The organism is Nocardia sp. NBC_01388, from assembly GCF_045040085.1.
In the GTDB taxonomy this organism is placed as follows: Bacteria; Actinomycetota; Actinomycetes; order Mycobacteriales; family Mycobacteriaceae; genus Nocardia.
Window position 1 is genome coordinate 1,549,398 of record NZ_CP109553.1, and the last position, 18,812, is coordinate 1,568,209.

Genomic DNA, 18,812 nt, shown 5'->3' on the forward strand with positions numbered 1-18,812 from the left:
AGTGTATGTCAATAGCCCCGACCCGGCGAGCTATCGATTGGCAACCAACGGCCCCTCCGGTTTCCGACCCCGGGCGCCGGTTGCCGCGCCTGCTCCCGCAACCCGTGTGCGTTACGGTGATCGGCAGCACGTAGCAGTCGGAGGTAGTGAGGTCGTGGCGAGGACACTCGCGCAGGGACAGACATTCGCGGGCTATGTGATCGAGCGTTTGCTCGGCGTCGGCGGAATGGGCGAGGTCTACCTGGCCCGCGATCGAGACCTGCCGCGCTCGGTAGCACTGAAGCTGCTCAACCCTGCCGTAGCCGACGACGCCGAGGTCCGCGCCAGATTCCTCCGCGAAGCCGATACCGCCGCGCGACTGGCGCATCCGAATATCGTGGCCGTGTACGCCCGCGGCCGCGACGAGGACCGGCTGTGGATGGCCATGCAGTACATCGAGGGCACGGACGTCGCCGCAGCACTGCGCGACGGACCGATGCGCCCCGACCACGCGGTCCGCATCCTCGGCGAAACCGCACGAGCACTGGACCACGCACATCGCGCCGGCGTCCTGCACCGTGATGTGAAGCCCGCCAATATCCTGCTGGCCTGGGGCCCTGAACAGCGAGTATTCCTGGCAGACTTCGGAATAGCGAAGGCCCTCGACCAAACCAGCGCACTCACCCGCACCGGTGAGATGTACGCCAGCTTCCAATACGCCTCACCCGAACAGTTCGAACTGCGCACGGATATGGACCAGCGCGCCGATGTATACGCACTCGGCTGCACGCTGTTCCATATGCTCACCGGTGAGCTGCCTTATCCGGGCCCAACCACCGCACAGCTGATCAACGGCCACCTCAACGGGCAGATACCCCGGCCGAGCGAACGGAATCCAGCGGTACCGAGTGCGTTCGACGAGGTCATCGCGTGCGCGCTGGCCAAGGATCGCACGCAGCGGTACAGCACCTGCGGGGAACTGGCGGCCGCCGCAGCGCAGGCACTGACGGCGACGAATCACGGTGGTGCACCGTGGACTCCGCCGGTATCGGCGCCGAGGCTCGCTGTTGTCGACGGAACCGGAACAACACAGCACCCCCGAACGGCATTCGGGCAGACGACTCAACACACTGCCGCGCCACTGCAATACGGCCCGGACGTGACCCAGTTGGCACCGGGAAGCTTCCGTCGGGACGGTGCAGTTGCGCCGCCCGCCGGGTATGAGATGCCCGTCTCTCCCCGGCCCCGCCGCAAGGTGCGAAAGCGGCTCATCGTCGCGGGGCTGCTCGCCGCGATCGCGGTTACGGGTATCGGAGTCGGATTCGGCAGCGGGGCCTTGCGATTCACAATCGGCGCAAACGCAGGTACCGGTCCAGGTGGGCTCATCCCCGGTGCCACCCAGACCCATGCCTCTCGTGACGCCGCGACCAAGGCCGCCTGCGACTACGGCATTCTGATGACAACCTACGACTACACCGACGGTGACGGCTGGCAGGCGAAGGTCGAGAACGGTGCCACCGGAACCTGGAAATCTCAGGCCCAGCAACTGCTACCCGCTATCCGACTGCTTCTGGAGTCGGACTCCGAGCACACCCGGGGCACCGATTCGAAATGCACGGTCACTTCGGGGAATACGACCCACTACGAGCTCGCGGTGGATATCACCCAGGTGAACTCCACAAAGGGCAAAGCCGACACGACCGATCATCAAAACGTCACCATGTCAATGGACTACGTAGACGGAAAGTGGTTATGCAGCAAGTGGGTCAGCCCACTATTCCCGTCTTGATGGTTGCGGTAAAGAAGAAAAAGATAAAAGATGCCTGGACAAGAAGAAGAGAAACCGAAAAGGGGCAAATCGGAAATCTGAATAGCTTGATATCACAACCCATTTCGCCTTTCCGGGTCTGTTTTCCAGCGGTAGAATAGAGGCATGAATCCGGGGGGAGCAACCACCATCGTATCGAGTGCACACGCACTCGATACCGCCGTGGAAAACCTCCTCGACGCCTCCCTCACACCCTTGCTGGACGAGGAATTCATCGCAGTGATGCGTGAAGTCGAAACCAGCATGCGCAAACTCGAAGCCGTCAAACACCGGTTCGTCACCGAAACCTGCACCCGCTCCCTGGCCGCGCGCGCCGGATCGGCGTCCCCGGTCAAATTCTTGGAACAGACCCTGCGGCTCAGCCACGCTGATGCGGTCTCGCGGGTCAACGCCGCCAAACAGTTGAGCCCGCAACCGGCGCTCGGCGGGGATCTGGAACCGGAATTGGCGTATGTCGCCGAAGCCCAACGCGCCGGGGAGATCTCGGTCGATCATGTGCGGCGGATCGCGCAGGTCCTCAAGCGCATCCCGTGTGCCGCCGACCCCGGCCAGAAGGACCTGGCCCAAGATGTTTTGACCACCTACGCCCGCACCGGCAGCCCGGACAAGCTGGTCGATCTGGGTGAGGTCATCCTGGCGAACATCGACCCCGACGGCACCCTCACCCAGGACAAAGACCGCGAACGCATGCGCGGGCTCACCCTCGGGCGCAAGCGTGCGGACGGGATGTCCCCGCTGATCGGGGAGATCACCGAGCCGTTGCGGGAAATCCTGGAGCCGTTGCTGGCCAAATTCGCCCGCCCCGGCATGTGCAACCCGGCCGATCCGCACAGCCCGAAGGTCGCCGACCGCACCCTCGACCGCCAGAAACTGAAAGCCGCCTCCGAACGCGATAACCGCTCGCCCGCGCAACGCAACCATGATGCGTTGTTGGCGGTGCTGCGGTTTCAGCTCGACCGCCCCAAGCTCGGCTCCCACCGGGGTTTGCCCGTGGAAGCGATCATCGTCATGCGTGTGGAGGACCTCGAGCGGGGTGCGGGGATCGCGACCACCGCGACCGGGGGCACCCTGACCATCCCGCAAGCCCTGGAACTGGCCTCCGGGACCCGACCGTTGTTGGTGGTGTTGAACAAGGCCGGACTGCCCCTGTATTTGGGGCGCGGGCGAGACCGGTTGGCCACGCCCGCACAACGACTGGCGTTGATCGCTTCCGACAAGGGGTGTACCCGACCCGGGTGCAGTGCGCCCGCGAGCCTGGCGGCGGCCCATCACGTCACCGGGTGGGCCGAGGGCGGGCCCACCGATATCGACAACCTGACCTTGGCGTGCGATGGGTGCCACGCGATGATCCACGACGGGCCCGGGGGCTGGAAAACCATTGTCATGGGCGAGGATACCCAGTTCCCGGGCCGGACCGGGTGGATCGCCCCACCCCACATCGACCCCACCGGCACCCCGCAGGTCAATCACCTGCACCACACCGGTGAACTGATGGCCGGTGCCCTGAACGAGATCCGGGCCCGGGAACGGTCGCAACGCGAGCGACGGCGGGCATGGCTCGATGCCCGCAAAACCACCCCCACCCGCGAATAGTGGGACCGCGCCCCTTGTTGACACCGTCAGGCTGGTCCTGGCGGTGTCACAACCCGTTGCCCACCAGGGTTCCACGGGCAGTGGGCCTCGAGAGGCGAACGAGCACAGCGGAACCCGGACCGTGCGGAGCGGCAGCACAACCACCCCCACCCGCGAATAGCGGACCACACCCCCTTATTGACACCGTCAGGCCGGTCCTGGCGGTGTCACAACCCGTTGCCCACCAAAGTTCCACGGGCAGTGGGCCTCGAGAGGCGAACGAGCACAGCGGAACCCGTGCCGAGCGGAGCGACAGGCGCCAACAGCAGGCGGGGACGCGATGCCCACAACCCATCCCATCCGCGAATAGCGGAACCCCTGTCAGCGCTCTTTGAAAACCTGGCCACCGGCGCAGACATCGTCAAGTCGATCCTGACGGTGCCACGACAAGGCCCTTGTCCACCAAGGTCTCATCGACGCCGACCCCAATAATCCAGAACCGGGAACGGCGACAACAGCGGCAGGCCGGGCCGATCCTCAGTCTCTCCACTGTCACCCACCGACTCGACAACCGCAGACCGCAGCGGCGTATACCAGCGGTGCCAAAGATACTGCCCACCCGTTTCCACAGACGCAGGCCGCCGCCGTGAACGACCACAACGGAACCCGCACCGGATGGACCAGCAGCAGGCGTGGCTCGCGCCCCCGTGAGTCCACCCTCCACCCGGGACCCCCACCCACACAGCAGGCTTCACACCGCAAACACCATCACATTGATCATGCCGATGCGACACTCGTGCCGAATCACCGCGCACCCCGTGCCATCGCCCACCGCCCGCTCCGAAACCTCGCGCTACCCCGCCACCACCACCAGCGCCGATCCGACGAACACCACGAACGTTGCCAGCCCGGGTCTTTCAGGCTCTTTCTCTTCGATCCCTTCTCTCCAGGCGGCCCTTGGTCTTTCGGGTTTTGTCTTTTCGTGTTTTATCTCTGAAACCGGACCACAACCAGTCTTCCGGCTGGCACCGCCGCTTCCCTCGTGACCGCGGAAGGTCAACCGGGTACCCCTCCTGACGCCACCAGCACGGCCATCTCGGGCCCTGCCCGCGCCCAGGGATCCAACACCGCCCCTCGACGGAAACAACCCAGGTACACCGGCTCATCTCGGCCTCGAATCCACCCGGAGCGGGCACCACACACGCCTTCTCGACGGCCGCACAGCAGGCGTCCGCACGGCACAAACCCGATAACCGCTGTGCCGCTGAGACACCCGCTGTTCAGTCCCCAGGAGCCGACGGCTTCTATGCCGAAACGGTCGGTGCACCTGGGTTTCTTGCCTCCCGGGCAGGGTTGATCTGGCAGGGGGTGCGGGCAAAGCCCGAGAGGGCCGTGCTGGGCACGTGGGGAGGGGTACCCGGTTGACCTTCCGGAGTTGGGAGGGGCTGTGCGGTACCAGCCTGGTCGACCGGCTGTGGTGCCGTTCTCGAGCAGAAGACATGAAAAGGCATGGTTCGAACTCGCGTTCAGCGCAGTTCGTATGGCTTCCCGGCTGATTGCCACTCACCCCTCAGATGGAGGCCCGATGCGCCGCTGTCGTGTAACACCCCAGTGTCTCGGAATCTTCGTGGCGGCAGCACTTATCGGTCTCGGGGGAGGAGGAGCAGGTGCTGCGGATCCGCTTTCCATCCAGGATCTGCTGGAGGCCGACTTGAACGAAGCTGTGTCCGGGGCGGATGTACCGGCGGCGCAGTTGGTGCTGACCGATGGCAGTGGCACGCTCCAGATCAACAGCGGTGTGGGAGATCTGGGTACCGGCGCGGCCTTCCCTGACAACGCTCAGGTGCGAATCGCGAGTAATAGCAAGTCGTTCGTCTCTGCGGTCATGTTGCGACTTGTCGGCGAGGGGCGAGTGGAGCTGGATGCCCCGGTCGAGCGGTATCTGCCGGGTGTGGTGCGGGGGCCGGGTGGGGACAGCAATGTCGTCACCATTCGCAATCTGCTGCAGCGCACCAGCGGAGTTCCGGACTACATTCTGGATCTCGATCTGGAATCGGTTGCCGCCCTGCGGCAGTCGCGGTCATCGGACGATCTCATCAGGCTCGCCATGGCCAAGACTGCGGAGTTCACACCGGGGGATCACGCCGAGTACCCGAATACGAACTATCTGATCGCGGGGAAGGTCGTCGAACGTGTTACCGGGCTACCCGTCGGGGTGGAGGCGACGCGGCGGATTCTGCTGCCGCTCGGACTGCGGGATACCTACTGGCCGCTGTATCCGTTGGAATCGGTGATTCGCGGTCCGCATGCCCGGGCCTATCACGAATTCGACGGCACTCTCACCGATGTCACCGATATCGACCCCGGCTGGGGTCTGCCCGACGGGGCTATGGTCTCCACCGGCGCGGATATGAATCGCTTCTCCATGGCGCTGCCGGCCGGGCGCGGCGGAGCTGACCGAGATGGAACGTATCGTCCCGAGCGGAGATTCTGCGTCGCTCAGAGGATTTCGGGCTGGGCCTGTTCCCCCTGGACCACCTCCTGCGGCATCGAGGCGTGGGGTCACGGTGGCACCATCCACGGCACCTTCGTCTACGGGGGCGCGACGGCCGGCCGCTCTGTCACCGTGAGCATGAATGAGCTGCCGGATATCATCGCCGCGAAGGCACACAATATCGATCTGGACGGCGTGGTCGACGCCGCCCTGTGCGCTCCTCGATGAGGCCATAGCGCGAACAGGACGCAGTGCGATAGATTCGCTGCGGATTCGTGCTCGGCACGAGGGGGTCCGTCTACTTCGGTGGTTGGGCGACTGCGGCAGCGCTGCCCCTCCGAACAGAACAACCGGTATTTACCGGGGCTCCGGAAGGAAATTCAGAGTGGGGACGTCTGGCGCGGGGGACAGTGCCGGGAAAAACAGTGCCGGGGGATTGAAGGTACTGGTTGACAACGGGGAGTATTGGCTGCGCAATCGCGGCGATATCGCCATGATGGTCATGACCGTGGACCGGCTGCGCGAGCACTGGCCACAGGCCCGCATCGGCATGCTCACCGACGAACCACGGGTGATGCGCGCGGTGCTGCCGGAGGCCGAACCGGTCTTCGCGGGCGGCGGAGGGCATTGGGGCAGAAGCGGTTTGGGCGGTCAGCTCGATCAGGTGACCGGCACCCGGTTCCTCGGTCCGGCGGCGCTGCACTGGCGGGCCGCCACGGAGGTTCCGAAGCATCATCTGCGCGGGGTGCGCGATTGGGTGCGTAGTGAAGCGAACGCACTGATCGGCGGTGAGCAGGGGTCGGAGTCCGCGGGGATGCCGCCGCTGCCACCGGTTCCGGCCGCCGTCAGCGACGCCTCCCTGGTCATCGCGCAGGGCGGTGGCTATATGACCGATGTCGATCTGTATCAGGCGCACCGCACCCTCAATCTGCTGGAACACGCTCAGGGCCTTGGCATTCCGAATGTGATGATCGGTCAGGGCATGGGCCCCATGCGTGATCCGGAGCTGTTGCGGCGGGCGGCCGAGGTGCTGCCCAAGGTGGACTTCATCGGCCTGCGCGAGGGGATGCGCGGTCCGAAACTGCTGGCGGAGCTCGGTGTTTCGTCGGACCGGATACTCGTCACCGGTGACGATGCCGTCGAATTCTCCTACCGTATGCGGCGTCCCGAGATCGGCGGCGATCTCGGCCTCTGCCTGCGCATCGCCGACTATTCGAAGGTCAGCGACTCCGCGCGCGACACCCTCGGTGCGGTGGTGCGCGCCCGCGCCGCCGAATTCGGCACGGCCCTGGCCCCGCTCATCATCTCCGAGTACGACGATGAGGATCGAACCCACACCCTGCCGCTGCTGACCGGCGCCGCCAAGGTGCGTGCCGTGATCGGCCGTGCCGGCACCGCGCAGGATGTGGCGCGTCAGGTCTCGCGCTGCCGGGTGCTGGTCACCAGCGCCTACCACCTGGCGGTCTTCGCGCTGTCCCAAGGTATTCCGGCGGTCGCTGTAACGGCATCCCAGTACTACGACGACAAGTTCTATGGATTGGCAGATATGTTCGGCGCCGGATTGCGGGTCGTGCATCTCGACGCCGACAACCTCGAGACCGAACTGACACGTGCTGTCCGGGAATTGTGGGAGTCAGCGCCCGAATTGCGAGATACGCTGCAGCAGAAGGCAGTCGAGCAGATCGATACCGGCCGTACGGGGCTGGACCGAGTGTTCCGTCTCGTGGAGGAGGGGCCGGGGGGCCTGTCCGGCTAACCCACCGCCGCACCAGCTCAGGGGGAACGATGGTCAACCTGTCGGTGTGCGTGCCGGCCTACAATTCCGGACGCACACTGGGCGCAACACTGCGCTCGATTCTCGACCAGGACAACGCATTCGAAGTGATCGTCCTCGACAATGCCAGCACCGACGATACCGGCGCGGTGGCGAGATCCTTCGACGATCCGCGCATACGCATCGCCCGCAATGCAGAGACGCTGCCGATCGGCGAGAACTGGAACAAGGCCGTCTCGCTGGCCAAGGGCCGCCTGGTCAAGGTGGTCTGCGCCGACGATATCCTGCTGCCCGGCTCGCTGGAGGCGCAACTCGAGGTCATGGGCGACAATGGAATCGCCATCTGCGCCTCGAAGTTCCAGGTCATCGACGAGGGCGGCAATATCGAGGAGACCGACCTCGGGCTGCCCGATCTGCTCGGCCCCCGCAATGCTCAGACGCTCATGCGCACCATTGTGCGGCGCGGCCCCGCCGATTTCGGGCCCACCGCCGCCGCCATGTTCCGGCGCAAGGATTTCGAACGGGTCGGCGGCTTCCGCGGCGATCTGGTCTTCCCCATGGATGTGGACCTGTTCGCCCGCGTCTGCGCCTTCGGCATGTTCTACGGCATGCAGCAGGTGCTGGCGGCCTGGCGCAATTCGAGTTTCAACCTGTGCAGCAATACCTCGACCGTCAGCAAGCTGAGCGAGATGCTGCGCTTCCATCATCGGCTGGGCCACGAGTACCCGCAGCTGATCGGCCGCGGCGCTGTCCTCGGCGGCGATATGCGGCTGGCCCGTGCCGCCGCCGATCGAGCGCGTATCCGGGCGACGGCAACGCTGTTACGCCGCCCGGAATTGCTGCACTGAGCCGTGATCGGGCGCGGTTAAATGTGTGCCACCGGTCCATAGGCGACCACCGTATCGCCGCCGCTGCTCACCAACCGGACGAACGGCCGAATCGTGGTCTGCCCCAGGACACCTGTCACGGTGGCGTGGAACCCCGACATGGTGATGCAGCCGTCGGTGCCGGACACGTCACCACCGGTGGCGTCTACCGACTGGATGCCCGGTCCGAAGCCCACATTCAGCTCCACACCCAGCGTCGGAATGAGGTTGTAGACATCGGCTTTGGCGTCGGTGCCGAGTTCGAGCTCCAAGCCCGGGGTTTGATATTGGAAGGAGATCTTTCCCGACAGTGTGGCGGGGTAGCCGACCTGGTAGCCCATGGTGATGTGGCCGGTCCACTTGTCGCTGGTCGGGGCAGTGACCTTGAAGCAGGCCTTGCCGCTGTGGAACCACTCGCGGGTCAGCGGGTTGCCGTCGAGCGGTGCGACAAAATCGATACGGGTGTCGGCGGAGATGGCTTCGATGGTGCGGCCCTGCTGATCGACGATCGAATTATCGGCATCGACTGCGGCGGTGGACATTCCGCCGCCCAGCGTCAGAAAGGCGGCGGCGGCGACTGCGGTCGCCGCGGCGCGCGTGACCACCACGCGCTGTGTGTTCCCCATGGTTGTTCCGTTCCCTCATCAGATTGACCGCGTAATCGAAACGCGTGCAATAGATTCCCCACTATTGATACACTACGGGCTCCACATCGCCCGCAGGTTGATCCTGTTGCCGCTCAGATTTTTTCGGGGATGTCGACCACCCACCTTCCCTCCAGCCCGGGCCATTGCGACCGCACCTCCTGCAGTAGGTCGGGCACCGTGAGAAGTACTCGATCCGGTTGGGCGGCAAGCAGTTCCGCCGGATCGATGATCGGGATATCGGTACCGGGCATGCGCCGGCCCTGTTTGGCGGGCGAGGCGTCGGCGACCGCCGCCAGCAGCCCACGGTGCGCTCCCGCCAGATGCAGTAGTGCGACTGCTCGGGAGGCGGCGCCGTAGGCGAAGATTCGGCTACCGGAAAGTGTTTCATACTCGAGCCAGCGGCGCAGGGCGGCGGCCTGCTGGTCAGCGGCCTGTTGCAGACTTCGCACGGCATCGGCGGCGGCATCGGGTTCGCTGCCGAAGAGACTGATTTCCGCGTTCAGTATCCGTGCGACCTGCGAATCGCCGGTCGGCTCCACGGTTTCGGCCGCGACGTGCACGGCCGCCACGAGAACCGTTCCGCCGTACAGGTCGAACCCCCAGGCCGCCGCGATCCGCATCCCCGCATCCGCGAGCAGCCTCCGCAGCGCGGTCAGCGAGTAGTACGCGAAGTGGCCGTGCCGCAGGGCATTCCACTGGCCCTGCTCGACGATGGCGTGCAGCGAGTGGAACTGCAGCAGCAGCACCCCGTCCGGCGCGGTAGCCGCGGCCCGCTGCGCGAAGGCTGCTCGCTGATCCGGTTCGTGCATGATGCCGAAGCAGTCGACCACCACATCGGCCGGTGCCTCGGTCTCGGTGAAGCCGGTCAGCAGCGGCAGCCAGCTCCCGCCGTGCGGACTGCCGAATTCCCTTGTGGTGCGGCCGGTCAGCCAGCCCGCGGCCGAGACCTGGGCGAGGGCGTCGGCGGCTTGATCACGAAGCGCCTGCGGCTCCACGCCGCGCGGTTCGGCGGTGACCGTATCGTCCTCGGCGAGTTGTGCCAGACCGCATTCGGTGCACAGGTCCATGGCCAGGGGATGGGTGCTGTCGAGCGACTCCGCGGGCGCATCGAGGGGCGGAAAATGGTCTGCGGCAGGCATTTTGCCCAGATCCAGCACCCGGATCAGCGATCCGGCACCACAACCGCGACATCCCCGCGTCGGATCGGCGCTCATGGCACGATGACCTGGTGCTGATCGAAACCACCGAGCTCGCCGACGTCCTGGTGCTCACGCCGCAGCCCTACCGTGACGGCCGCGGCCTGTTCACCCGGACCTTCGATGCCGAGGAGTTCGACAGCTTCCTGCAGTCGCCCGGCTTCTCGGCGACCTTCCTGCAGGATTCGCAGTCCCGCTCCTATCGCGGCGTGGTGCGCGGTATGCACGGCCGGGCCGGGCGCGGTGAGGCGAAGCTGGTGCGCTGCTCGCACGGTTCGGTGCACGACGTGCTGGTGGATATTCGCCCGAACTCGCCGACCTTCGGGCAGCAGCAGGCCTTCCTGCTGGACGACACCGATTTCCGGAACCTGTTCGTGCCGGCCGGATTTCTGCACGGCTTCCAGGCGCTGAGCCCGGTGGCCGATGTCTGCTACCGCATCGACCGGCCGCACGATCCGGCCGAGGACATCGGCATCGCCTACGACGATCCGGATCTGGCCATCGCGTGGCCGCAACCGGTGACCGTGGTCTCCGACCGCGATGCCGCCGCGAATTCGTGGCAGCAGTTGCTCGCGGCCTTCGGGCGCTGAGGGCATTCAGGCGCCGATCCGGATGCGGCGCAGTTCGTCGTCGAGCACGCCCGCATCCGCGAGCGAGGTCAGATGCGCGAGCCGGGTGTAGCGCTGGAAGAAGGCGTCGGAGGTCAGCCCGCGTGCCACATACTCGCGGTACAGCTCGGCCGCGCCCTCCGGAATGCTCCAGATCGCCTCGAAGCCCAGTTCCTTGCGGGCGTAGGAGAAGTCGACCCGGTAGGACCGCGGGTCCGCGCCGCTCTCGCCGGTGATGGCCAGCGTGGCACCGGGGACCGCCTCGACCACGGACTGCGCGATCTCGGCGACGGTGAGGTTATTGGTCTCGGTGCCCACGTTGTAGGCCCGGCAGTAGATGGCCTCGGCCGGGGCTTCCAGGCAGGTGGCGAACGCGCGGGCAATATCCTGGGCGTGCACCAGCGGCCGCCACGGCGTGCCGTCGGAGAGCACCCGCACCTCACCGGTGAGCACCGCGTATCCGACCAGATTATTGAGCACGATATCGGCGCGCAGCCGGGGCGAGAAGCCGAAAGCGGTGGCATTGCGCAGGAATACGGGAGCGAAGCCGGAGTCGGCGAGCGCGGCCACATCGTCCTCGACCCGCACCTTGGATTCGGCGTACGGGGTGAGCGGCCGCAGCGGTGCGTCCTCGGTGACCAGATCCGCGCCCGCGGCGCCGTACACCGAACAGGTGGAGGCGTAGAGGAAGCGCTGCACGCCCGCGTCCTTGGCCAGCCGGGCCAGGCGCACCGAGGCGTGATGGTTGATGTCGTAGGTGATCTGCGGCGCCAGCGCCCCCAGCGGATCATTCGACAGCGCCGCCAGATGGACGACGGCATCGAACCCGGCGAGCTGATCCACGGTCACATCGCGCAGGTCCACGGTGAGAGTCGGTGGTGCGGGCGGCGTTTCCCCGAGCACACAGTCGGCGAAGTACCCGATGTCCAGGCCGGTCACCTCGTGACCGGCCCGCTGTAGCTCGGGCACCATGACCGTCCCCAGATATCCCTGATGTCCGGTGACGAGTACGCGCATGGTCATGCACCTCCGAATGTGATGGTGGCCTTGTCGAGCAGGAATGCCTCGGCGTGCTGCGCCCGGCACTGGACGCCGCGCAGGCGTGAGAGGGCGAGGAAGGACTGCTCGTCGAACCAGTCCCGATTACGTTGTGAGGGGTAGTGCTTCAACAGCAGCTCGGCCTTGAGCTCGGCGATCCCGGCGGGCAGCGGATGGAACACCGTCGGTTGCGGAGTGTCGTTCTCCCACTTGAGGATCTCGTAGCCCAGCACCAGATGATCGCGAAACTCGGTGGGGGTCAGCTCGGCGAGCAGTCGGTGATCCTGATGGGCATCGCCGCGCTGCGGGGCGAACACCACCTCGGGACTGCTGCCGCGGCGCAGCGCCGCCACCGCATCCTTGACCCGCTCCCAATGCGCCGGGGCATAACCGTCCGGGACATCGAGAATGCGCAGATCCAGATCCGCGCCGGGGCAGAAGGCGGCGAGCGCGTCCTGCTCCTCCCCGGCCCGCTCGGTCCCGGCCCCGGAGAGCACGAGGGCTCGAACGCGAAGGCCGGGAACGGTATTCGACAGCGCCAGCAGGGTTCCGCCGAGGCCGATGGCCAGATCGTCGCAGTGCGCCGCCACCAGGGCGATCTCACGGACCGCGCCCGTCCCGAGTCGGATCATGGTGTGGGCTGCTCCCACACCATCCAGGGGCGATCGCCCGTCAGATATCCGGCGTCGAGTTCGGCGCGCTCCTTGAAGGTGTCGGCGGGCTTCCAGAAGCCGTGATGCTGATAACCGAAGAGCTTGCCCTGCGCGGCCAGCGCGCCGCAGGCGTCCTCCACCAGATCACCTCCGGGCGGCAGATGATCGAAGATCTCCTGGGTGAGCACGAAGTAGCCGCCGTTCTCCCAGATGGGCAATTGCGACACCGGAGTGATGTTCTTGACCTCGCCGGCGGAGTTCACGTCCACGCAGTGGAAGGAGGACTGCGGCGGCACGATCATCATGGAGGCCGCGGCCCCGGATTTGCGGAAGTCGCTGACCACCTCGTCCAGCGGGGCGTCGGTGAGCACATCGGCATAGTTGGCCAGGAAGTAGCGCTCGCCGTCGAGATGGTCGCGCACCCGCCGCAGTCGTTCTCCGATAGGGGATTCCACGCCGGTGTCCACGAAGGTGATGGTCCAGTCGCTGATATCCGATTGCAGCAGCTCGACCTGGCCGCCGCGAATGACGAAATCGTTGGAGACCGACTCCTGATAGGTCAGGAAGAAATTCTTGATGTGCGCGGCGCCGTAGCCCAGGCACAGAATGAAATCCTTGTGCCCGAAGTGCGCGTAGTAGCGCATCACGTGCCAGATGAGCGGGCGCGGGCCCACCATCTGCATGGGCTTCGGGATCATATCCTCGGTGCCGTTGCGCATGCGCATGCCGTAGCCGCCGCAGAACAGTACAACCTTCACTTCGCTTGCCTTTCCGCATGATTCGATGCGGCGGCGTCGTCGAGCGTCGCAAGGGATGCTGCGTGATGGAGGGTGGGGAGCGGGTAGACGAGCTCGCCGCCCCGGTCGGTCACATGGTGCAATTGCGCGGTGATCTCGGTCTCCAGATTCCACGGGAGCACCAGCACCACATCCGGCTTGTCGGCGTCGATGCGCTCGGGTTCGTGGATCGGAATGCGGGTGCCGGGTGTGAATCTGCCGTGCTTGTACGGGTTCCGGTCCACGGTGTACTCGAGCAGATCAGGGCGGATGCCGCAGTAGTTGAGCAGGGTATTGCCCTTGCCCGGTGCGCCGTAGCCGACCACTCGTTTGCCGGCGGCCTTGGCCTCGAGCAGGAAGCGGAGCAGTTGCTGGCGGACCAGTTCGGTGCGCGGTCGCAGTGCTAGATAGCCGGAGACGTCGTGCAAACCGGCCTCGGCCTCCTGGCGCAATACCTCCGCGACGCGCTCGGACGGTTCGGCCACCGCGTCCGGACGTGCCCAGATGCGCAGCGAACCACCGTGTGTGCCAAGCAATTCCACATCGACCACGGTGAGGCCCGCGGTCGCCAGGGCTCGCTGCGCGGACAGCACGGTGTAGTACTGGAAATGCTCGTGATAGATGGTGTCGAACTGGCCCTGCGCCACCAGATTGAGCGCGTGATGCACCTCGATGGAGAGCCAGCCGTCGTCCGTGAGCAGTGCGCGCAGTGATCGGGTGAACCCCAGCAGATCCGGTATGTGGGCGTAAACATTGTTGGCCACAACAAGATTCGCGGCGCCGTGCTCGGCGCGCACCTGCGTGGCCAGGTCCTCGTCGAGGAAGGCCGTCACGGTCGGCACACCCTTCTCGCGGGCGGCGGCCCCGACATTCACCGACGGTTCGATGCCCACGCAGGGGATGCCCGCGGCGACGGCGTGCTGCAGCAGGTAACCGTCATTGCTGGCGACTTCGATCATGAGCGATTCACTACCCAGCCCCAGGCGGGCGATCGCGTCCTCGACGAAGAGTTTTGCGTGCTGCACCCAGCTGTCCGAATAGGAACTGAAATACGCGTATTCCGTAAAAGTCTCCGCAGGCGTGATGAGCGCCGGAATCTGTAGTAGCAGACAGCTTTCACAGACCCGCAGATGCAGTGGGAACGTGGGTTCCGGTTGGTCGAGTTCCGCCGCGGTGAGAAACTTCTCGCACGGCGGGGTCGCTCCCAGATCGAGCACGCTGACCAAACGTTCGGACGTACACAGACGGCACTGCACGCGGAATCCCCACTTTCACCGAGACCGGCGCCGGCGCAAGGCCGACTGCACTGTGGTCGGCTCGATCCGGCCTTACGTTACAACAGGATTCGCCAACTTCGCTGGGCTCGGCCGGTGGCAGGTGGGCGCCGGGGCGGCAATTTTCTGCGAGTCGCAGAACGGGGCAGGCGGTCGGCTACCACTCGAGTCTTGCAATTCAAGGGTTACTCCCACCTCACGCCGGGTGTGGCACCCGGCGCAACCTGCGTTTTCGTGATTAGGGGAAATGCGGGGAGACGACCGGGAAACCGGTTGCGATGCTTCCGGCAACATCGCGGAAACACTGGTAGCGCACAAGTTTCACCGACGACGATGGCGCAGTTGTGTAACATTCGGCATCTGGCCACCGAAAGAGTCGGCGGTCCCCCAGGTTGGCGCGTTGCGAAAACCCTTGGGGAGCCGACATTGTTCTGTCTTCCGTGGAGCTGATCAGTGGGGATCGGAACCGAGTTCTCCCGTGGGGGAGGTGCGTTCGTTTCATGAGTTTCGAAGTTTCTTCTCGTCGAGCAGTGCGTGTAAATCGGCTGCCCCGACCGCTGCCACGCTCGGATCGCGAACGCTGGCAGGGCGATTACGCGCGCCGTCTGGCCGGTAGCGACCTGCTGGTCGTGTGCCTGGCCATCGGAATGGCGCAGCTCATCCGCTTCGGCGGGCCGGCGGATCCGACGCTGGCCTCGAACCTGCCGCTGGAGGTTCGCTACACGGTGGTATCGGTGGTGCTCGCACTGGTCTGGTACCTGGCGCTCTCCCTCAGCGGGACCCGCTCACTACGTGTACTCGGCAGTGGGACGGAGGAATACCGACGGGTCGTTTCCGCCACGCTGCAACTGTTCGGTGGTGTAGCCATCGTGTCGCTGTTGCTGCGCGTGGACGTCGCCCGCGGTTATCTGGCAATTGCCCTGCCGCTGGGCATGTTCGGGCTCATGCTGGAGCGCCGGCTGTGGCGCGGGTGGGTAGCCAGGCGGCGCTCCCGTGGCGAATACCGCACCTCCATGCTGGTGGTCGGCAGCCCGGAGGCGGCGCGGGCCATGGTCGCGGCATTCTCGCGGGATCAGGAATCGGGCTATCGGGTCATCGGGGTGTGCACCCGCGAGGAGGGCGACCTCGTCGAGCGCGGGCTCGAGGTCGGCGGCCGGGAGATTCCGATTGTCGGCACCGACCGCACGGTCATCGACGCGGTCCGCCGTACAGGGGCCGATACGGTCGCCGTCACCGCCACCGACAATCTCGGCCCGGCCGACTTCCGGCGCATGGCATGGGAATTGGATCCGCTGGGCGTCGAACTGATCGTCACGCCGGGTCTGGTGGACATCTCCGGCGCCCGGCTGACCCACCGCCTGGTCGCCGATATGCCCATGCTGCATGTGGAGAAGCCGCAGTACGACCGTGCCAAGTCGATTCGCAAGGCGCTCTTCGACTTCGGCTTCGCACTGTGTGCGCTGCTGGCCATCGCGCCGGCGCTCATCGGCATCGCCATCGCGGTCAAGGTGAGCAGCCGGGGGCCGGTGTTCTATCACTCCGAGCGGATCGGGCGGGACGGGCATCCGTTCCACATGATCAAGTTCCGCAGCATGTACGCCGACGCCGATGCGCACATCACCGCGCTCATCGCCGGCAACGGCGGCAATCCGCTCTTCTTCAAGATGCGCGACGATCCCCGGGTGACGCGGGTCGGCCGGATCATCCGCAAGTACAGCCTCGACGAGCTACCCCAGTTCTTGAATGTGCTGCGCGGGGAGATGAGCATTGTCGGCCCGCGCCCGCAGGTGCGCCGCGAGGTCGATTCGTACGACGGGATCATGCGGCGGCGCCTGCTGGTCAAGCCGGGCGTGACCGGTCTGTGGCAGGTCAGTGGGCGCTCGGATCTGGCCCCTGACGATGCCATGCGACTGGATCTCTCCTATGTCGAGAACTGGTCGATGGTCTTGGATCTGCTCCTGATCTGCAAGACGATAGGGGCGGTGACCAGGGGAGATGGCGCGTACTGAGATCACACCCACACTCAAGTGAACATTATTTAGTAATAGGTGTTCACAAACGGGGCTGTGGTGTGATTCACTTCTCCGGAACGTGATCCAAAGGAGGAACCGTGTCCGCGCCGTCCATCCCCTCCGGGTTCGACTTCACCGATCCCGACCTGCTCGCACAGCGTCTGCCTGTCGAGGAATTCGCCGAACTCCGCCGCACCCGGTCCATCGCCTGGGTGCCCCAGATCGGCAGTGGCTTCAAAGACGACGGCTACTGGGCCGTCACCAAGATGGATGACATCAAGGAGATCTCGAAGACTCCGGAGGTGTACTCCTCCGAGGAGAACACCGCTGTCATCCGCTTCTATGACGACATCATGCGTGAAGAGATCGAGGTCCAGCGCTATCTGCTGCTGAACCAGGATCCGCCGCGGCACACCAAGCTGCGCCGCATCGTGTCCAAGGGCTTCACCCCGCGCGCGGTCGAATCGCTGCGCAACGCACTGCGCGACCGCGCCGAGCGAATCGTGCACGAGGCCAAGAAGACCGGCTCCGGCGACTTCGTCACCCAGGTCGCCTGCGAGCTGCCGCTGCAGGCCATCGCCGAGCTCATCGGAATTCCGCAGGAAGATCGCGGCAAGATCTTCGACTGGACCAACCAGATGATCTCCTACGACGATCCCGACTTCGAGGGTGACCACAAGGTCGCCACCGCCGAGGTCATGGGCTACTCGTGGAACCTGGCCGAAGAGAAGCGCAAGTGCCCGATCGACCTCGACGGCCACGCGGACATCATGTCCACGCTGCTCAATGCCGATGTCGACGGCGAAGCCATGGGCTCGGACGAATTCGCCTGGTTCGTCATCCTGCTCGCCGTCGCCGGCAACGAGACCACGCGTAATGCCATCACGCACGGCATGAAGGCGTTCGTCGACAATCCGGAACAGTGGGAGCTCTACCGCGAGCAGCGTCCGCGCACCGCTCCGGACGAGATCGTCCGCTGGGCCACCCCCGTCATCGCCTTTCAGCGCACCCTGCTGCAGGACACCGTGCTCAGCGGCCAGGAGATGAAGAAGGGCCAGCGCGTCGGAATGTTCTACTCCGCCGCCAACTTCGACGAAGAAGTCTTCGAGAAGCCTTTCGAGTTCAACGTCCTCCGGAACCCGAATCCGCATGTAGGCTTCGGCGGCACCGGAACCCATTTCTGTGTGGGCGCCAACCTCGCACGCCTGGAGATCGACCTCATGTTCAACGCCATCGCCGATGTGATGCCGAACCTGAGTCAGGTCTCCGATCCGGTCCGGCTGCGCTCGGGTTGGCTGAACGGCATCAAGAGCTGGCAGGTCAAATACGAATGAGTGAACCCCGTCGACGCGGCCGGATGCCTGCGGTAAGCGACGCAGACATTCGCCGCGTCGCGCGGTCACTGCTGGTGGAGCAGGGCCCGGATGCGATTACGCTGCGGGCCATCGCGCGGGAGCTGGGCGTCACCGCCCCCGCGCTCTACCGGTACTACGAATCCCGCGACCAATTGGTCGCGGCGGTGCGCACCGACGTCTGTGGCGATCTCGCCGCGGACCTCGAGGCGGCGGTCGCCGGGCTGCCCGATGACGCCGGTGTCCGATTCTTCGCCGTCTGCCGTGGCTTCCGCAGCTGGTCCCTCGCTCACGCGCGCGAGTTCACGCTGGTCTTCGCCTCGCCGACCGTCGCCGGAATCGGCAGCGCCATGCAGCAATTCGGCGAACCGGTCGGGCGGTTGTTCCTCGGCGCCGCCGGTCGCCTGCTCACCGAGTACGAGATCGTCACCCCGGCAACGGAACTGATCCCGCCGGAACTGCGCGACGACCTCGTCCGGTTCCAGACCGACCTGCTGCGCGTCCTCGCCGAATCCGGCCAGAAGTTCCCCGCAGAGAAGCTGGACCTCGGCGTGAGCTACGTGATGATCCAATTCTGGGCGCGCCTCTACGGCCACGTAACCCTCGAGGTGTTCGGCAACTACCCGATCCCGATCACCCACCCCGACGTCCTCTTCGACGCCACCCTCGTCGATATCGGCCGCAGCATCGGCATGGTCGTCTGAGTTGCCGCGGATATCCGCCGCACGGCCCGTTGTGGCCTG

15 protein-coding genes are annotated in these 18,812 nt (G+C 65.5%); 9 read left to right on the plus strand and 6 right to left on the minus strand.

Annotated elements, in window-relative coordinates; all coding sequences use genetic code 11:
- The first annotated feature begins 154 nt into the window (after nt 1–154).
- From OG716_RS07160 to OG716_RS07180, 5 genes are all read left to right on the plus strand, one after another.
- The gene (locus OG716_RS07160) at nt 155–1,768 is read left to right on the plus strand and encodes a serine/threonine-protein kinase (protein ID WP_405136901.1); all 1,614 of its coding nucleotides are present in this window, start codon (nt 155–157) and stop codon (nt 1,766–1,768) included.
- A gap of 144 nt (nt 1,769–1,912) precedes the next feature.
- Nucleotides 1,913–3,400 carry a DUF222 domain-containing protein gene (locus tag OG716_RS07165; RefSeq protein ID WP_405136902.1) on the plus strand — a complete coding sequence of 496 codons (1,488 nt, stop codon included), beginning with the start codon at nt 1,913–1,915 and terminating at the stop codon, nt 3,398–3,400.
- A 1,690-nt stretch (nt 3,401–5,090) separates the two neighbouring features.
- Nucleotides 5,091–6,101, plus strand: a complete 1,011-nt coding sequence (locus OG716_RS07170; RefSeq protein ID WP_405136903.1) for a serine hydrolase domain-containing protein — start codon at nt 5,091–5,093, stop codon at nt 6,099–6,101.
- 208 nt (nt 6,102–6,309) lie between these two features.
- Nucleotides 6,310–7,629 (plus strand): polysaccharide pyruvyl transferase family protein, encoded by a 1,320-nt coding sequence (locus tag OG716_RS07175; protein WP_405136904.1) that lies wholly within the window; start codon nt 6,310–6,312, stop codon nt 7,627–7,629.
- 29 nt (nt 7,630–7,658) lie between these two features.
- Entirely contained in the window at nt 7,659–8,495 is an 837-nt protein-coding gene (locus OG716_RS07180; protein WP_405136905.1) for a glycosyltransferase family 2 protein, read from the plus strand.
- Nucleotides 8,496–8,512: 17 nt separating this feature from the next.
- Here the strand turns inward: OG716_RS07180 and OG716_RS07185 are convergent, their stop codons facing one another.
- A complete protein-coding gene (locus tag OG716_RS07185) occupies nt 8,513–9,139 on the minus strand; it encodes an MspA family porin (RefSeq protein ID WP_405136906.1) in 627 nt (208 codons plus the stop codon).
- Nucleotides 9,140–9,252: 113 nt separating this feature from the next.
- A complete protein-coding gene (locus OG716_RS07190) occupies nt 9,253–10,374 on the minus strand; it encodes a class I SAM-dependent methyltransferase (RefSeq protein ID WP_405136907.1) in 1,122 nt (373 codons plus the stop codon).
- Nucleotides 10,375–10,388: 14 nt separating this feature from the next.
- Between OG716_RS07190 and rfbC the strand changes: the two genes are divergently transcribed.
- Nucleotides 10,389–10,946 carry a dTDP-4-dehydrorhamnose 3,5-epimerase gene (gene rfbC / locus OG716_RS07195; RefSeq protein WP_405136908.1) on the plus strand — a complete coding sequence of 186 codons (558 nt, stop codon included), beginning with the start codon at nt 10,389–10,391 and terminating at the stop codon, nt 10,944–10,946.
- Nucleotides 10,947–10,952: 6 nt separating this feature from the next.
- Here the strand turns inward: rfbC and OG716_RS07200 are convergent, their stop codons facing one another.
- The 4 genes from OG716_RS07200 to OG716_RS07215 are packed head-to-tail and all read right to left on the minus strand — an operon-like array spanning nt 10,953 to nt 14,687.
- Nucleotides 10,953–11,981, minus strand: coding sequence for an NAD-dependent epimerase/dehydratase family protein (locus tag OG716_RS07200; RefSeq protein ID WP_405139569.1), 1,029 nt, complete (start codon nt 11,979–11,981; stop codon nt 10,953–10,955).
- 2 nt (nt 11,982–11,983) lie between these two features.
- The gene (locus tag OG716_RS07205) at nt 11,984–12,634 is read right to left on the minus strand and encodes a PIG-L deacetylase family protein (protein WP_405136909.1); all 651 of its coding nucleotides are present in this window, start codon (nt 12,632–12,634) and stop codon (nt 11,984–11,986) included.
- On the minus strand, nt 12,631–13,413 hold the full coding sequence (locus OG716_RS07210) for a sugar phosphate nucleotidyltransferase (protein WP_405136910.1): 783 nt from the start codon (nt 13,411–13,413) through the stop codon (nt 12,631–12,633). The genes OG716_RS07205 and OG716_RS07210 overlap by 4 nt, the downstream gene beginning before the upstream one ends.
- Entirely contained in the window at nt 13,410–14,687 is a 1,278-nt protein-coding gene (locus OG716_RS07215) for a methyltransferase domain-containing protein (protein WP_405136911.1), read from the minus strand. The genes OG716_RS07210 and OG716_RS07215 overlap by 4 nt, the downstream gene beginning before the upstream one ends.
- Before the next feature lie 548 nt (nt 14,688–15,235).
- Between OG716_RS07215 and OG716_RS07220 the strand changes: the two genes are divergently transcribed.
- From OG716_RS07220 to OG716_RS07230, 3 genes are all read left to right on the plus strand, one after another.
- The gene (locus OG716_RS07220) at nt 15,236–16,714 is read left to right on the plus strand and encodes a sugar transferase (RefSeq protein ID WP_405136912.1); all 1,479 of its coding nucleotides are present in this window, start codon (nt 15,236–15,238) and stop codon (nt 16,712–16,714) included.
- Nucleotides 16,715–16,815: 101 nt separating this feature from the next.
- On the plus strand, nt 16,816–18,051 hold the full coding sequence (locus OG716_RS07225; protein ID WP_355122307.1) for a cytochrome P450: 1,236 nt from the start codon (nt 16,816–16,818) through the stop codon (nt 18,049–18,051).
- Nucleotides 18,048–18,773, plus strand: a complete 726-nt coding sequence (locus OG716_RS07230) for a TetR/AcrR family transcriptional regulator (RefSeq protein WP_405136913.1) — start codon at nt 18,048–18,050, stop codon at nt 18,771–18,773. The genes OG716_RS07225 and OG716_RS07230 overlap by 4 nt, the downstream gene beginning before the upstream one ends.
- The last annotated feature ends 39 nt before the right edge of the window (nt 18,774–18,812 follow it).

Coding starts and splice junctions, on each gene's coding strand:
- OG716_RS07205 (WP_405136909.1), bottom strand. CDS start 12,634: ATGATCCGACTCGGGACGGGCGCGGTCCGTGAGATCGCCCTGGTGGCG.
- OG716_RS07180 (WP_405136905.1), top strand. CDS start 7,659: ATGGTCAACCTGTCGGTGTGCGTGCCGGCCTACAATTCCGGACGCACA.
- OG716_RS07165 (WP_405136902.1), top strand. CDS start 1,913: ATGAATCCGGGGGGAGCAACCACCATCGTATCGAGTGCACACGCACTC.
- OG716_RS07185 (WP_405136906.1), bottom strand. CDS start 9,139: ATGGGGAACACACAGCGCGTGGTGGTCACGCGCGCCGCGGCGACCGCA.
- OG716_RS07190 (WP_405136907.1), bottom strand. CDS start 10,374: ATGAGCGCCGATCCGACGCGGGGATGTCGCGGTTGTGGTGCCGGATCG.
- OG716_RS07230 (WP_405136913.1), top strand. CDS start 18,048: ATGAGTGAACCCCGTCGACGCGGCCGGATGCCTGCGGTAAGCGACGCA.
- OG716_RS07200 (WP_405139569.1), bottom strand. CDS start 11,981: ATGCGCGTACTCGTCACCGGACATCAGGGATATCTGGGGACGGTCATG.